A 15,035-nucleotide genomic window follows, 5' to 3' on the forward strand; every position below is an offset into this window, starting at 1 on the left:
CGGCGAGGGAGACATGATGATCTCGCCGGCTCCCAAGAGGCACGCGCGATCAGCTATTGATGTCTCGACCGCGTGTTTCCGGCAGCAGCAGAGCTCCGATAACCGCCGTCGAAGCTGCGAACGCGATGGTGTACCAGAGCCCACCGAAGATGTTGCCGGTTGCGATGACAACTGCAGTTGCAACGAATGGCGCAAATCCTCCGATCCAGCCGTTGCCGAACTGGAGGGCGACTGAAACCCCGCTGTATCGGATGCGAACAGGAAACAGCTCGACCAAGAGGGCGCCAAGCGGGCCGTAGACCATCGTCGCCAGGAACACGAGGGCGAAGAGCACTGCGATGACCATGGGACCGTTGGGCTCCACCGGCGCCTTCAATGCCGGTAAGCCTCTTTCAGTAAGCACCTTGAGGACCCTCGCTTCATCGAAGGCGACCGCAGCGTCATCACCGATCTGGACGGTGAGAGATGCAGCATCCGCCTTCACAACATAGGGAACAGCCCGCGCGGTCAAGAACGACTTGACGCGGGAGCACTCCTTCGTCGCCTGGGGACTGAAGAGCTGACCGAATAATGATTGGTCCTCACTACAGTCGTTTGCGTGAATCACTACCGAAGTTTTTGCGCGGAAATCGGCAAGCGCGGGATTTCCGTAGGTTGCCAACCCCTGGAAGAGCGGGTTGAACAATAAGGCCGACAAGGCGCATCCTGCAACAACGAGCGGCTTGCGCCCGATCTTGTCGGATAGCCAGCCAAAAAACACAAAGAACGGTGTTCCTAGCATCAGCGCGACAAGTAGATAGAAGTTAGCCTGTTCGAGGCTCATCTTCAGCACAGTCGTCATGAAATAGAGGCTGTAGAAATGGCCCGTATACCAAATCACAGCCTGACCAGCCACGACTCCGAAGATTGCGACCAGCACGAGGCGCAGATTGCGACGGTCACCGAACGTATCGATGATCGGATTTTTCGAGCCTTTGCCCTCAGCCTTCATTTGCTGGAACACCGGCGATTCGTGCATCTTGAGGCGGATGTACAAGGAGAGGACCAGAAGGGCGATCGATCCGACGAACGGAATCCGCCATCCCCAGCTCGCGAAGCTCTCGGCAGACATCGAAGAGCGACACAGAAGGACCACAACGAGCGAGAGAAATAATCCCAGCGTCGCCGTGATCTGGATCCAGCTTGTTGTGAAGCCTCTCCGATCCGCATCCGAATGCTCCGCAACATAGGTCACGGCCCCCCCGAATTCTCCGCCGACGGCGAGCCCTTGCAGCAGCCGCAGGCCGACCAGGATGGTTGGAGCCCACCAGCCAAAAGTTTCGAAAGTAGGCAGCAGCCCGACTGCCGCGGTGGCCAGGCCCATCACCAGCATGGTGGCGAGAAACGTCTTCTTGCGTCCGACGAGATCGCCGAGCCGTCCAAAGACGACCGCGCCAAACGGACGAAGGACGAAGCCCGCCCCAAATGTCGCCAACGCGGCGAGCAATGCCGCTGTTTCATTTCCCTTTGGGAAAAAGAGCGTACTGAAGAATGCGGCCAATGAGCCGTAGACGAAGAAATCATACCATTCGAAAACGGTGCCGAGGGCAGCGGCGAAGATGACGCGTTTCGTGTCGCGATCAAGACGACGAGAAGCGAGACTGGTTTCTGATTCCATGGCGTGAACTGACATCTTGTCCTCCCGCGTCAAACGTTCTGGTGCAGGTGAGAAGTCGCGCTTGCATCAATGCGCGGCGGCGGCAGGCCCTGGCGCATCAGAAAATCGCCCAACAAGCGATTGAAAGTATCCGGTAGCTCAAGCATGGGGAAATGCCCGGCCCACGGGATGTTGTAGAGTTGGCTATTCGGAATACCTCTCGCCAACGTTCGCGACTCGTTTGGCGGAGTGATGATGTCCTCATCGCCGACCACGACCATCGTCGGCACATGGATATCTCCAAGTCTTGCACGATTGTCCGACGCATTGAGCGATGCGATCGCCTGGCGCGCCACGAAGGCAGGCGTCTGTGCAACCTCATCCTTGGCAAAATCGATCAGTGCGGCGCTTGCACGAGAACCGAAGGATCGTTCGATGACTTTCTGGCTCGCGGCGACAACGCCCAGATCTTCAATGGCCTTGAGCACGTTGTCGACGTTGACGTCGGCGCCTAACCCATGCGGCGTGGCTCCCACCAGCACGAGCGCGCGCACGCGATCGGGATAAGAGAGCGCGAAATTCTGGACGACCGTACCGCCCATTGAGAGACCGATGAGCACGGCAGATTCGATGCCGAGCGTTTGATACACTTTCAGCACGTCTTCGACGAAGGTACCGATCGTATATTCCCGGTCCTCGGGACCCGGCGAAAGGCCGTGACCGGGCAGATTGATGCGCACCATCTGGTGACGGGCTGAAAACGCTTCGACCTGCTCGCGCCAGAACTCGGCCGTGGTCGTAAAGCCGTGCACGAATACCAGCGGCGTTCCCTCTCCAGACACCTGCACGACGGTGTCCCCGATTGTGATGGTTCTAATGGCCGTCATTACGCTCCTCCCGAGTTTGATTTCCTAACGAGAGGTTCGCAAGCGCCGTGCCACTCCTGCGTCCTGCGACGTGACGCCGCCCAACACTCTGAGGAAGCAGCAAAATTCTCGTGACCGCGGCGGCCCGGTATCGTTTGACGTTCATTGGTCGCGAAGCTAGTGTATCATTTACGTGACATTCATGTCGCGCAAGCGTGACACTTGTTCAGACCGGATTTCCGCAAATGGTCCTTTCGCAGTGGGTTGCCGGATCGTCGGAAGAGGCAGGCTTCCTGAGGCTTGTTCTCGATCATGTCTCAGACTGCCTCGTCGCGGTTGACACGTCCGGCACGATTGTCCTGATCAACCAACCGTATTGCCGGCTCCTGGGCGGCGCGGCGGACGACTTCGTCGGACGACATATCACCGACGTCGTGGGGCCACAGACCAAGCTTCATCTCGTGGCTCGGGGAGAAGGGAGCCATGTCGGCTACCCGTTGAAAGTACGCGGCCACCAACTCATCACGCGACAAGTTCCCGTACTCCAGGATGGGCAGATCATTGGAGCTGTCGGCTTGGCCTTGTTTTCGGATCTTGGCGCCCTGAAGCGAACTTTCCGACGGGCTACTCAAGCCGAGCTGGAGATGCCCCAGGGCAACAAGCCTTGGCGCTCCCGATTCAGCATGAGCGACATCGCTGGCCAAGGAGAGCTCATGGATACGTACCGCGACTCGCTCGAGGTGGTCGCCGGACACGATCTCCCCGTGCTGATCTCCGGCGAGACCGGTTCCGGCAAGGAATTGGCCGCTCATGCCATCCACGCGAGTTCCAGCAGATCCGAAGGGCCGTTCGTTTGGATCAATTGCGCTTCGATTCCAGGCGAACTGATCGAAGCTGAGTTGTTCGGTTACGAAGGCGGCGCGTTCACCGGCGCGCGTAGTCGTGGAAAGCTCGGGAAATTCGAGCTGGCTTCCGGCGGCACCCTATTCCTCGACGAGATCGGAGATATGCCGCTGCACCTGCAGGGCAGCCTGCTGCGCGTTCTCCAAACAAACGAGATCGTGCGCGTCGGCGGCACGACCCCAGTCGCCGTCAAGGCCCGCGTGGTTTGCGCGACCAACCACTCACTTCCGGAACTGGCTCGCACAGGCCGCTTCAGACAGGACCTCTATTACCGCCTCAGCGTACTGCCTGTTGACGTCCCCTCCCTTCGCGATCGCGATGACATCGAATTTCTTGCCCGGCAATTGCTGCTTCGGATCGCGGCCCGGCTGAACGCGGTACCGAGAGATCTGAGCCGAAAAGAGATGACGTCGCTTGTTGCGCACAGATGGCCAGGCAACGTCCGAGAGCTTGAGAACGTACTCACCCGGTTTATCGTAACAGGCCGGCTGATGACACTTCCCGCCAGTCCGCCCAAAGCGCCGGAGGTGGACCTCGCGCCGCAGCCACTCAAGCAGCGCATCCAGTCACAGACCGCCACGGAAATTCGAGCTGCCTTGCAGCAATCCGGAGGCAACAAGCGCCGCGCAGCCGAGTTGCTGGGCATCAGCCGGGCACATCTCTACCGACTCTTGGGAGAACAAAGCCAGTAGCCGCGAGCGCTGATCTGCGCCTGCGGAGGCCAAGGCCGAGCTTTCGCCCGGAGGCGCCGAGGCCGCGCCTTACAAATCCGTCAAGGCGACGCGATAAGACCCACGCCCCCTGCGGCTCATTAGCGAAGTATCTGAGGCGCTGGATATCGGTTGAAGGTCGGTGCGTCGCTTTGCAACACGTCGACAACGGTCAACTGCATCGGCTGGCTTGCAATCACTCCCGCGTCTCTGAGTAGCCGTCGCAAATATATCGCCTGAGTAACAAGCTACACCGCTGACTGACAAGCTTTTGCTGTTCGGTCGTCTCGGGCATCTCCATGCAAGTTTCGGTGATGAGATGTGCTGCCCGCTCCATCGTTAGCAACAATTCGATGATCGCCGGTCCAAAATGGGTGCGAAAATCATCCGGCGAGAGTGCGCTGTCGGAACGCATCCGCACGCGCAACGAAATAGGCTCTGAATTTTGATCAACTGACGCCGCATCTTTCCTGCTCAATGCAGACCTATGCCGCCCTGACACTTGCAACGAAGCTGCTGACTTCGTCTTGCAGCAGCCGCAGCTTACCGGTCAGGCGCGCGCTCGACCCCAGCACGGTGCCGGCCACCTCGCCCGTTTCTGACGTGGCGGTACTCACGTCGGAGATGTTCTGCGAAACCCGGTTCGTGCCGGATGCGGCGTCTCGCACGCTTTGCGCGATGGCCTGCGTTGCCACGCCCTGCTCCTCGACTGCTGAGGCGATTGAAGACGATATCTCGTTGACTTCGGTTATGGTCGCCAGAATGCTTTGAATATTACCGACCACTGAGGCCGTCTCGGCCTGGATCGACGAAATCTGCGCACCAATCTCGTCGGTCGCCTTGGCGGTCTGAGTCGCGAGCGACTTTACCTCTGCAGCGACGACGGCAAAGCCTCTCCCCGCCTCGCCGGCACGCGCCGCCTCGATCGTGGCGTTCAGCGCGAGCAGATTGGTCTGCGCGGCAACCTGGTTGATGAGGCCGACGACTTCACCAATCTTGGACGCCGCGGCAGCGAGCCCCTGAACGGTCGCATTCGCACGCTGCCCGTCGTTGGCTGCTTTGTCGGCAACCTGAGCCGCCTGCGTTACGCGATGGCTGATCTCGTTGATCGAGGCCGACAATTGGCTGGCAGCCGATGCAACCATTTGGACGTTGCCGGAAGCCTCATGGCACGCCTCCGCGACCGAGTTCGCCCGCCCATTGGCGTGATCGGCACTCACCGACATGCTCTCGGCAGCCTTCTGCATCTCGCTCGCTTCGTCGAAAACCTGCCGCACGACGGTTTCGACGCTTGCCTGGAACTTGCCGGCGAGCTCGACCATCGTCTTGCGCTTGTCTTCGTCAGCCTTTTGCTTGAGCTCCTGCTGTTCGCTATGCATTTGACGGGCGGCCGCCGCGTTTTCCTTGAACACACGCAGAGCGCGGGCAAGACTCCCGACCTCGTCGCGACGGGTCGTGTATGGCACTTCGAAATCGTCTTCACCCGAAGCAAGCTTCTCGGTAAGAGAGGTGATCGTGATAAGCGACCACGTCACGCTGCGACTGATGGCCAAGGAAATGGCGAGCACCAGGACGACGACACCGAGGCAGATCCACGCGAAAGTCCAGGCCGTCTGTCGAAAGATCACGTCGACATCGTCGAGATAGATGCCAGTCCCGATAATCCAGCCCCAAGGCGCAAATCCTTTGACGAAAGACAATTTTGAGACCGGTTGATCGGAGCCCATTTTCGGCCAGAGGTATCCGTAGAATCCGCCTCCCTGCTTCTGGACGATGTCGACAAAGCTCCGAAACAGGTAATTGCCGGAAGGATCCTTGAAATCCCCTACCGGCTTGCCATCGAGCTCCGGCTTAGCCGGGCTCATGATCATGTGCGGGACCATGTCATTGATCCAGAAGAACTCGACCTTGTCGTAGCGCAGCCCTTTGATCTCGGCGAGTGCCGCCGACTGAGCCTGCTCTCGGCTAAGCTTTCCGTCAGTCTCGAGCTTGTGGTAGTGCGTCAGGATACCATGCCCGACATCGACCATCTGCTGTATCTTGGCTTGTCGATCCGTCATCATCTGGGCGCGGATATTGTACAGCGCGATTGGTACCAGAGCCATCATGCCTGCGAGCGCGATAGCAATGATGAGAAGAAACTTGGCTTTCAAACCACGAAAGGACATGGGGCTCTCACGACCGGAAATATGATCGACAGCCTTGGAGCCACCGCCTTACCAGACGCTTAAATATCGAGGCAATGGCACAGCCCGTGCACGATGTTGATGCTGTTTGGCAGGATTTGCACGCTCACGGAAGTTGCGGCGTCCCGCATCGCAAAATTAGCCTCACCGGTGGAGTAGTGCAAAGAAGCGCAGGGGTCGATGACGGCATCGCAAAAAATTCCAGTTACTGTACTGACCGGCTTTCTGGGATCGGGCAAGACGACGCTGCTAAACCAGCTCCTCGAGAGCGGGCTGATGGCCGACTCCGCTGTCATCGTCAACGAGTTTGGGGCCATCAGCATCGATGCCGAACTGGTCGTTGGCGTCGACGAGGAAATTCTCCAGATCAACAATGGCTGCATCTGCTGCACGGTCCGCACGGATCTGGTCACGACGATCACCAGGCTTCTATCCGGGCCAAGGCCCATTCGCCGGATTCTCATCGAGACCACGGGCCTAGCCGACCCCGCCCCTGTCATTCAGAGCTTCATTGTTGACGAGGCGTTGTCGGCCACGACCACGCTCGATGCGGTCGTGACGGTGGTGGACGCCACCCACATCGATCGATGGCTTGCCGACCAGAGCTCCGGCGAGAACGTCGCGGCCGAGCAAATCGCTTTTGCCGACATCGCGGTCATTAGCAAGCTGGATCTGACTGAAGAAGGCGCCCTCGCCAAGACGGAAGCGGTCATCCGGTCCATCAATCCGATGGTTCGCGTGGTGACCCCGATCGAGGGCCGGGTGAACGTCGCCTCGATCGTCGACGTCAGGGCTTTCGATCTGAAGAACTGTCTGGCCATCGAGCCGCTACTGCTCTCCGACCTCGAGCACGAGCACGATCAATCCGTGATCAGCGTGGAAGTCCGCGAGGATCGGCCCCTGGACGGACCTCGTTTCTTTCGCTGGCTGAACGCTTTCGTCCAAAAGAACGGCGAAGGCCTCCTGCGCTGTAAAGGCATTCTGTCCCTGGCAAGCGAAGCGCGCCGTTGGGTCTTTCACGGCGTCCACATGACGCTCGACGGACGGCCAGGTCGCGCATGGGCCGCCAACGAGCCTCGCGTCAGCGCGATCGTCTTAATTGGAAGAGGTCTCGATGCGGCTCAAATTCGCGGTGAGATTGCCGAACTGACCGAGAAGGACGCAAGTCTCGTTGCCTGACACGGATCGGTAGTCCGCCTCGCCCGGTGCGCTTCCATGCTGGCCGGATTCGAAGAATCCATCGTTACTGGCCGCCTCCGGCGGCGGCATGCTCACCCTGAGGAAAAGCGGTTTCCAGCATGAAGCTACAACACTATCTCGGAGGCCTGGAAGGCCTCGATCCGATCTCTCTCGAAACACGTGTGTTCGTCGAGGCCTGGGAGGAGCGCATCTTCGGGATCCACACGGCGATGATGGCGCTGAGCCCGCAACTCGACCTCGAAGCGACGCCCAGTACGTTCAATACCGTGTGGACATGGGCGGACCTGCGCAAAGGCGCAGAGGCGATGAACCCGTTCGACTACTTCAAGTTCCGCTATTACGAAAGGTGGCTCGGCGGCATCTCCGGATACTTCGTCGCCAAGGGGTACATCTCCCAGGCAGAGCTCGACGCGCGCACCAAAGCCTTCCTGTCGTCGTCTCCCGCGATGCCTGAAGGTGGCGACGCCAAGGTCGATGCTCGCGTACGGAAGTATCTGCTAATCGGAGACGATCCGAAACGCGAGCGCACAGCCTCGCCCCGATTCGCCGCCGGAGACTCGGTCAAGGTCGCCGATCCGAAATCGGTCGAACATACCCGCTTGCCCGGTCATCTCCGAAACAAAGTCGGCATCGTCGATAGCGTCTACCCCGATGCTTACACCTACCTTTGCGACACCGGACCCGACGGAATCGGGCCGGCAATGACGGTGTACTGCGTCAAATTCGATCCCGAGGATCTTTGGCCCGGCAATACCGAGGCGAACTTCACTTTCTACGCGGACTTGTTCGAGTCCTACCTTGAGCCCGCGACCGCATCCTGAGGAACCGAGATGGAACGATTCGAGCATTCGAAGGACCGTGAAGCGGTGAATGCGGCGCGCGCACGCGCGCTGGAAGCCCTCCTCATCGAGAAGGGCGTCATCACCAGCGAGACCGTCGACAAGATCATGGCGATCTTCGCGACCGAGATGGGGCCGTTCAACGGCGCCAAGCTCGTTGCCAAAGCGTGGGTCGACCCCGACTTCAAGACGCTTCTCGCCGAAGACACCATGGCCGCTGTCGAGAAGATGAATTTCGTTACCAGGGGCGCCGGTGCTGAAGGCGAGCACATAAAAGCGGCGATCAACACGCCCAAGGTGCATAATCTCATCATCTGCACGCTTTGTTCGTGCTACCCTTGGCCGATCCTTGGTCTGCCCCCCTATTGGTACAAGGACCCATCCTTCCGCGCGCGCGCGGCGCGGGAGCCACGCAAGGTGCTCAGCGAGTTCGGCCTTGATATCGACCCGAGCAAGGAAATCAAAACCTGGGACAGCAGCGCCCAGATTCGCTGGTTCGTCGTTCCCGAGCGGCCCGCGGGCACGGGCGGCTTCAGCGAGGAGCAACTGGCAGCACTCGTGACGCCGGAATCGATGATGGGCGTCGCCGTCGTCAAGCCGCCGGGCACCTGAGGCGTCCATGCAGACGAATTTCGAGCATTTCGCCTTGGGCATCATGTTGGGGCAATCCGACATGCCGCCCAAGGACAACGGAAGCCTCTGCTTCGGCGCGCCTTGGCAGCGTCAGGCTTTTGGCATGGCATTGGCCCTCTCCAAGCAGGGGGTGTTCGAATGGGACGACTTCCGTTCGGAACTGATAGCCACGATCGCCGCGTGGGAAGCCACTCACGACAAGTCCGATCCGAGCTGGGACTATTACGAGATCTGGCTCACAGTGCTTGAGACGATGGTCGAAAGGTCGGGACTCGGCAGCCAAGGCGCCGTGGCATCCTGATAAGCGGGCACGAGTCGCAGTGCACATCGCGACGCGCAGGTTCGGCGCTTCCCCCCATGTGCTATAAGTGCCGAACGGCTCAAGTCCTAATTGCTGCAACATGGTTGTCCGAATATCGCGCAAGTTTGGCCGAAACTGACGCATTCGCGGCAAACAACGGGAATGAAAGTTGCATAACAATTGATCTCGATTGAGGATTGTTGATGCGCATCGCCTTGCTTGCTCCACCAGGGGTTCAGTCTCTCGACATTGTGGGCCCGGCCGAGGTGTTCTGGGAGGCGGCCAGGCGGCTTGGAGATCCGAACGCCTACACGGTGCAGGTGATCGCCGGGTCGGCTGATCCGGTGCGAGGAACGGGCGGACTGCGGTTCGTGGCTGATCGCCATATTTTTGATCCCGACGAGCCGATCGACACGCTCCTGGTCGGCGGCGACCCGTCATTCGCGGCGGTCGATCCCGCCATGGTTCAATGGCTGCGGCGCAGGGCCGGCACTGTGCGGCGCCTCGGCTCTGTCTGCACCGGCGTCTTCCTGCTCGCGGCGGCGGGCCTGCTCGAAGGCAAACGCGTGACGACGCATTGGGAATGCGCCACGCGCTTGCGGAATGAATATCCCAACCTCGACGTGGATTCCGATCAGATCTTCATCAGGGACGGCAATCTTTGCACGACGGCCGGTGTCACGGCCGGGATGGACCTCGCGCTCGCCCTCGTCGAGGAAGATTATGGACGCGAGCTGGCGCTGATCGTCGCTCGCTATATGGTCATGTTCCTGAAGCGGCCCGGCGGGCAGTCGCAGTTCAGCGCGCACCTCGCCGCGCAAATGTCGGGCAAGAGCAGGATTCAGCAGGTTCAACAATACGTACTCGACAATCTCACCGCCCCGCTCTCGGTCGACAATCTGGCCGAGCGGGCCGGAATGAGCCTCCGGAATTTTACGCGCGTGTTCCGCCAGGAAATGAACATGACGCCCACCGAATTCGTGGATGCGGCAAGGCTGGACGCGGCGCGCTTGCTTCTCGAAGATAGCGCAAAGTCGTTGCAGCAAATCGCGATACGATGCGGCTTCGGCAATGCCGACGGTATGAGACGAGCATTCATCCGCAATCTCGGCATCGGGCCCGGCGAATACCGTCTGAGATTTCGCAGCGCGTGGGCTGGCACGAGCCTCTCCGCCGCTCCCCATCCCGCCGGCGGCCGGCCCTAGCGAACAGCTATTATTCCGGCGATTGGCTGAAGTGCCCCGCAGTGGCCGCGGCGGCAATGAGATCTGCCCTCCGGAAGCTTACGGTCTCTCCCGATGGATCACCCGGCAGAAAGCGCACTTTCCGATGCGGATGGCCGATGTCGACGTGAGATTGGCCGGCTCCGTGTGACCAATTCCATTACATTTGTAACCGAACAACTTGCCTGATCGAGAGCTGGCGAGCCCGCAATCCGGCGGAGGGCCGAGCTGTGGGTGACGGAGTCTGTCCGCGACACGCCTCGTTCGCCGACCATCCGCGGCAGGATCGATGACGCACTTCGGACCTCCGGCCCTCGGGCCTTTCAGTGAAGATCACGGGGCCCCCGAACAGATCATTCGCGTCGGCATCGTCGTCGTCAACGGCGCCAACGCAATCGACTTCATGGGGCCGATCGACGCGTTCAACGAAGCCAGCCGATCATCGACGACGCCCGTTTGCTACAAGGTCGATCTGATTGCCGCGACATCGGGCCCCATCGTGGGCTCTTCCGGCGTGCGTATGCTTCCCGACAAGATCATCGAACCCGAGCTCGATAATTCTTACGACACGATCCTGGTCGCTGGCAGTCACGAACTTCAGGCGACCGAGGCCAACCAACCGCTGATCGATTGGCTTGTCCGAAGCGCGCCGTCGGCGCGCCGGATTTGCGCGAGCTGCACGGGGACGTTCGTCCTCGCGTCAGCCGGTTTGCTCGACCAGCGGCGCGTCGCAACGCATCGTGACTACACCGGGCAGTTCTCGGCGATGTTTCCGAAAGTTCACGTTGAGCCGGACCGGCTTTTCGTTCGTGACGGCTCTTATTACACCGCGGTCGGCGGAATGGCCGGCATCGACCTGTGTCTCTATCTCATCGAGAACGACTGTGGGCGGGCGACATTTCTCGATGTGGCCAGGATGCTGGTCATCTTCCTGCGGCGGCCGGGCAATCAGCCCCAGATCAGTGAGTTCCTCAAGGCGCAATCGATTCGAAATAGCCAGATCAGTCACGTCATGGATTGGGCGTTGACGAACCTCGCCGCGGACCTTTCGGTCGACGCGCTCGCCAAGCGCGCCGCGATGAGCCCTCGCAATTTTAGCCGTGCGTTCATGGACGAAATGATGACGACTCCGGCCCGTTTCGTCGAAAGCATCAGGGTCGAAGCCGGCCGCATCCTTCTGGAGACAACGGCGCTGTCGATTCAGCAAATTTCCCACCAGGTCGGGTTCGGCAGCCCGGCAAACATGCGCCGCGCATTCGTTCGCGCATTCCAGGCGCCGCCGGCGGAATACCGACATAACGCGGAACATCCGGCGCCCCGCTCCGACTACACGAATTTGCTGCAAGCCGACTGATCCAGTAAACGCTACGGAGCATGAAAGACACGGTGCAGCATTTATGGTGAGCCATCCAAGGCCTCGGCAGAGGACGAACAACCTGGTTGCGCTCGCCCTTATCCTCGCTGCAAACGTCGCCATCTGGATATGGACGCTGCAGGCGCTTGGCGGTCGGCCGGAGCTGCTCGGAACGGCGCTGCTGGCCTACGTCTTCGGCCTGCGCCACGCGTTCGATCCGGACCACATTGCCGCCATCGACAATGTCGTTCGAAAACTGATGCAGGAGCAGAAGCCCTCGTCCCTGGTCGGCTTCTACTTCGCACTCGGTCATTCAAGCATCGTCATGCTGGCGTCGATCGCAATTTCCGGGACCGCGCTGTCGATCGATATCAGCGCCTTCGGGGACTTCAACCTGATCCGCACCCTGGTATCGGCCTTCTTCCTGCTGGCGATCGGGCTGGCCAATTACTTCATTCTAAAATCGGTGTGGGCGGCATTCTTGCGCGTCTACCGCGGCGAGACCGTCACGAGCGAACAGCTCGACCCGCTGCTGTCGACACAGGGGCCACTGAGCCGGCTGTTTCGGCCTCTTTTCAACATCGTTACGAGATCGTGGCACATGTTCCCGGTCGGGTTCATGTTCGGCCTCGGCTTTGATACTGCAACCGAGATCGGCCTGTTCGGGATATCTGCCACCCAGGCCGCGCAGGGGACATCGCTCTGGATGATCCTGCTGTTTCCATTGCTCTTCGCAGCAGGCATGACCTTGATGGACACGGCGGACAGCATGTTGATGACGGGCGCTTATGGCTGGGCCTTCGTCAAGCCGATCCGCAAGCTCTGGTATAACCTGACATTGACGTTCGTATCTGTCATTATCGCGATCTTCATCGGCGGCCTCGAGGTGCTCGGGCTGGTGAGCGACAAGCTTGGGCTGGACAAGGGCGTGTGGGGCGCCATCCGCAGCTTGAACGCCCATATGGACGACCTCGGCTACATCGTTGTAGCGATCTTCATCGCAAGTTGGATTTGCTCTGCGCTGCTGTATCACTACGGACGCTACGACGAGCTGCCGGTCGATCAGGGTTCGTCATGACCATCCGTCAGCCGCCGACTGCAACGGAAATGGAGACTATTTTGGCCAATCACATCGAAGCGATCGACACCATGCCGTCCGGTTCTCCGCTGGAGAGCGAGATCGGAATTCTGGAGCGGCGGCGTATCGAGGCCGGAATTATCGCCCCGATCTTTGCCGAAATGCGCGAACGCTTCGGCGAGGAGCAGGCAAAAGCCGTGATCGAGACGGCGATCCGGCGCGCTGCCATCGAGAGCGGCGAGCATTTCGCCGCCCAAGCGCCGGGCGGCACCAGCATGCGGACGTTTCAGGACATCCAGGCGCTATGGACCAAGGACGACGCACTGACGGTCGAGGTCTTGACGGCCACCGACGATCAATTCGATTTCAACGTTCGTCGTTGCCGCTACGCCGAGACCTATCGCGAGATGGGCCTCGGTGCCATCGGCCACCTTCTGTCGTGCAATCGGGACGGCGCCTTCTGCGAGGGCTACGATTCTCGGCTCAAGCTGACGCGCACGCAGACGATCATGGGAGGTGCCAATCATTGCGATTTCCGCTATCGCCTGGAGGAGAGGAGCGATTCCTCGAAGGAGAGTTAGACTCCCTTAGTCGCCGTGATGGCAATTCGGGGTTGATCTTTGGCGGCGCGTGAGCGCCGCCATAAGGTGATTTTCTCTTTCTTACGCCAGCGCTAAAGATCGAAGACATCTTCGGTAGAATCGCGGATTGGTGCCCCCTCCATACTCGCTATGACCAATGCGTCCACACGTTCATGTCCGCCACCTGCATCGCCGCCACCGTCATCATATCGTCGTTTCGCCGCGCATATCGGAACTGAAGCATGGTGACAAGATCTGTCCCTGTGCTGGGCTATACCCTCATCATCTTCGTCGATCATGCGAAAACAAGATGACTGGCGAGACCATGACCAACGACAAATCGCGACGACAAAGGCTGCTCATGCAATCATTTTCTGCGAACATTTCCGACGATGTTATAGAGGATCTGCGCTCGCGTCTCAGACGCACGCGGTGGCCCGACCAGCTCGAGGGGCAGGATTGGCGCCAGGGCACCGAGCTCAGCTTCCTTCAGCGCTTTTGCGAGTACTGGGCGGAGCGCTTCAACTGGCGGGAGGCCGAGCTCCAACTCAACGCCTTGCCGCAGTTTCGGGCCGTGGTCGACAGCGTGGGTCTCCATCTGGTGCATGTTCGTTCGGAGAAACCTGACGCGGTGCCGCTGCTCCTCGTCAACGGCTGGCCGAGTTCCATTTTCGAATATCTCCACGTTATTCCGCGCTTGACCGCAGCCGGCTTCCACGTGGTCGCACCAGCGCTGCCGGGCTACGGCTTCTCCGATCGGCCAACCAAGCCCGGCATGAACGGCACTCGTATCTCAGCGCTGTTCGTCACGCTTATGAGCGATCTCGGCTATAAGCGTTTCGTTGCGCACGGTAGCGACTGGGGCTCCTTGGTTGTTGACCGGATTAGGCGCCATCATCCCGGTCGGCTCCTAGGCATGCACTTGAGCAACGTCTTTTGGAACTACCCGCATCCGAAGTATCCGACTCCCGAAGAGCAGGCCTACTTCGGTAAAGCGCAAGGCTGGCAGTTCGCCGAAGGAGCATATGCCCTTATTCAAGGCACCAAGCCGCAGACGCTGAGCTACGGGCTCCATGACAGTCCGGCTGGCCTCGCCGCATGGATCATCGAGAAGTATCGAAGCTGGAGCGACGGCGACGTTGAGCAGCGCTATGGGCTCGACGCCCTTTGCGCGAACCTAACCTTGTATTGGGCGACCGGTACGATTGGTTCTTCGATGAGACTTTATGCCGAAAGCTTCTCCGATCCTGAGGGCCGTATCCCACCCGAGAGAGGAACCGTTCCCGTTGGCGTCACTGTATTCCCGAAGGATATTCTACCCGCGCCGCGTTCGTGGGGTGAGCGCTGGTTCAACATTGTTCACTGGAGCGAGGCGGCCAGCGGCGGCCACTTTGGTGCTTGGGATGAACCCGAACAGTTCGTCCACGACATTCGCACATTTGCCGATCGGGTGCTTGGTGGAACTGGGTCGCCGTCAGATCCGTAGATTTGATGAGCGGCGAGCCTCCTCAAGCGCACCCCGTCG

At 59.9% G+C, this 15,035-nt stretch carries 13 protein-coding genes; 10 read left to right on the forward strand and 3 right to left on the reverse strand.

Annotated features, from left to right (window positions below; translation table 11 throughout):
* Window positions 1–49: 49 nt before the first annotated feature.
* Together NLM27_RS26765 and NLM27_RS26770 are read right to left on the reverse strand one after the other, a co-directional pair.
* Window positions 50–1,672 (reverse strand): MFS transporter, encoded by a 1,623-nt coding sequence (locus NLM27_RS26765; protein WP_254146142.1) that lies wholly within the window; start codon window positions 1,670–1,672, stop codon window positions 50–52.
* Window positions 1,673–1,686: 14 nt separating this feature from the next.
* Window positions 1,687–2,523 carry an alpha/beta fold hydrolase gene (locus NLM27_RS26770; protein ID WP_254146143.1) on the reverse strand — a complete coding sequence of 279 codons (837 nt, stop codon included), beginning with the start codon at window positions 2,521–2,523 and terminating at the stop codon, window positions 1,687–1,689.
* A gap of 224 nt (window positions 2,524–2,747) precedes the next feature.
* On the opposite strand from NLM27_RS26770, the gene NLM27_RS26775 reads away from it, so the two are divergent.
* Complete coding sequence (locus NLM27_RS26775) at window positions 2,748–4,097, forward strand: sigma-54-dependent Fis family transcriptional regulator (RefSeq protein WP_254146144.1); 1,350 nt, start codon at window positions 2,748–2,750, stop codon at window positions 4,095–4,097.
* A gap of 503 nt (window positions 4,098–4,600) precedes the next feature.
* Here NLM27_RS26775 and NLM27_RS26780 read toward each other — a convergent pair.
* Window positions 4,601–6,283 carry a methyl-accepting chemotaxis protein gene (locus NLM27_RS26780; RefSeq protein ID WP_254146145.1) on the reverse strand — a complete coding sequence of 561 codons (1,683 nt, stop codon included), beginning with the start codon at window positions 6,281–6,283 and terminating at the stop codon, window positions 4,601–4,603.
* Between the two features lie 198 nt (window positions 6,284–6,481).
* Here NLM27_RS26780 and NLM27_RS26785 point away from each other — a divergent pair, with 198 nt between their 5' ends.
* From NLM27_RS26785 to NLM27_RS26825, 9 genes are all read left to right on the forward strand, one after another.
* A complete protein-coding gene (locus NLM27_RS26785) occupies window positions 6,482–7,480 on the forward strand; it encodes a GTP-binding protein (protein ID WP_254146146.1) in 999 nt (332 codons plus the stop codon).
* Window positions 7,481–7,599: 119 nt separating this feature from the next.
* A complete protein-coding gene (nthB, locus tag NLM27_RS26790) occupies window positions 7,600–8,322 on the forward strand; it encodes a nitrile hydratase subunit beta (RefSeq protein ID WP_254146147.1) in 723 nt (240 codons plus the stop codon).
* Between the two features lie 9 nt (window positions 8,323–8,331).
* On the forward strand, window positions 8,332–8,952 hold the full coding sequence (nthA, locus tag NLM27_RS26795; protein ID WP_254146148.1) for a nitrile hydratase subunit alpha: 621 nt from the start codon (window positions 8,332–8,334) through the stop codon (window positions 8,950–8,952).
* Window positions 8,953–8,959: 7 nt separating this feature from the next.
* Entirely contained in the window at window positions 8,960–9,274 is a 315-nt protein-coding gene (locus NLM27_RS26800) for a nitrile hydratase accessory protein (protein WP_254146149.1), read from the forward strand.
* A 203-nt stretch (window positions 9,275–9,477) separates the two neighbouring features.
* A complete protein-coding gene (locus NLM27_RS26805) occupies window positions 9,478–10,479 on the forward strand; it encodes a GlxA family transcriptional regulator (protein ID WP_254146150.1) in 1,002 nt (333 codons plus the stop codon).
* 307 nt (window positions 10,480–10,786) lie between these two features.
* Window positions 10,787–11,851: a GlxA family transcriptional regulator gene (locus NLM27_RS26810; RefSeq protein WP_254146151.1), complete on the forward strand. Its 1,065-nt coding sequence runs from the start codon at window positions 10,787–10,789 to the stop codon at window positions 11,849–11,851.
* A gap of 43 nt (window positions 11,852–11,894) precedes the next feature.
* A complete protein-coding gene (locus NLM27_RS26815; protein WP_254146152.1) occupies window positions 11,895–12,929 on the forward strand; it encodes a HoxN/HupN/NixA family nickel/cobalt transporter in 1,035 nt (344 codons plus the stop codon).
* Window positions 12,930–13,000: 71 nt separating this feature from the next.
* Window positions 13,001–13,510, forward strand: coding sequence for an L-2-amino-thiazoline-4-carboxylic acid hydrolase (locus NLM27_RS26820; protein WP_254148935.1), 510 nt, complete (start codon window positions 13,001–13,003; stop codon window positions 13,508–13,510).
* Between the two features lie 310 nt (window positions 13,511–13,820).
* On the forward strand, window positions 13,821–14,996 hold the full coding sequence (locus NLM27_RS26825) for an epoxide hydrolase family protein (protein WP_254146153.1): 1,176 nt from the start codon (window positions 13,821–13,823) through the stop codon (window positions 14,994–14,996).
* Window positions 14,997–15,035: the final 39 nt, after the last annotated feature.

It is taken from the genome of Bradyrhizobium sp. CCGB12, from assembly GCF_024199845.1.
GTDB lineage: Bacteria > Pseudomonadota > Alphaproteobacteria > Rhizobiales > Xanthobacteraceae > Bradyrhizobium.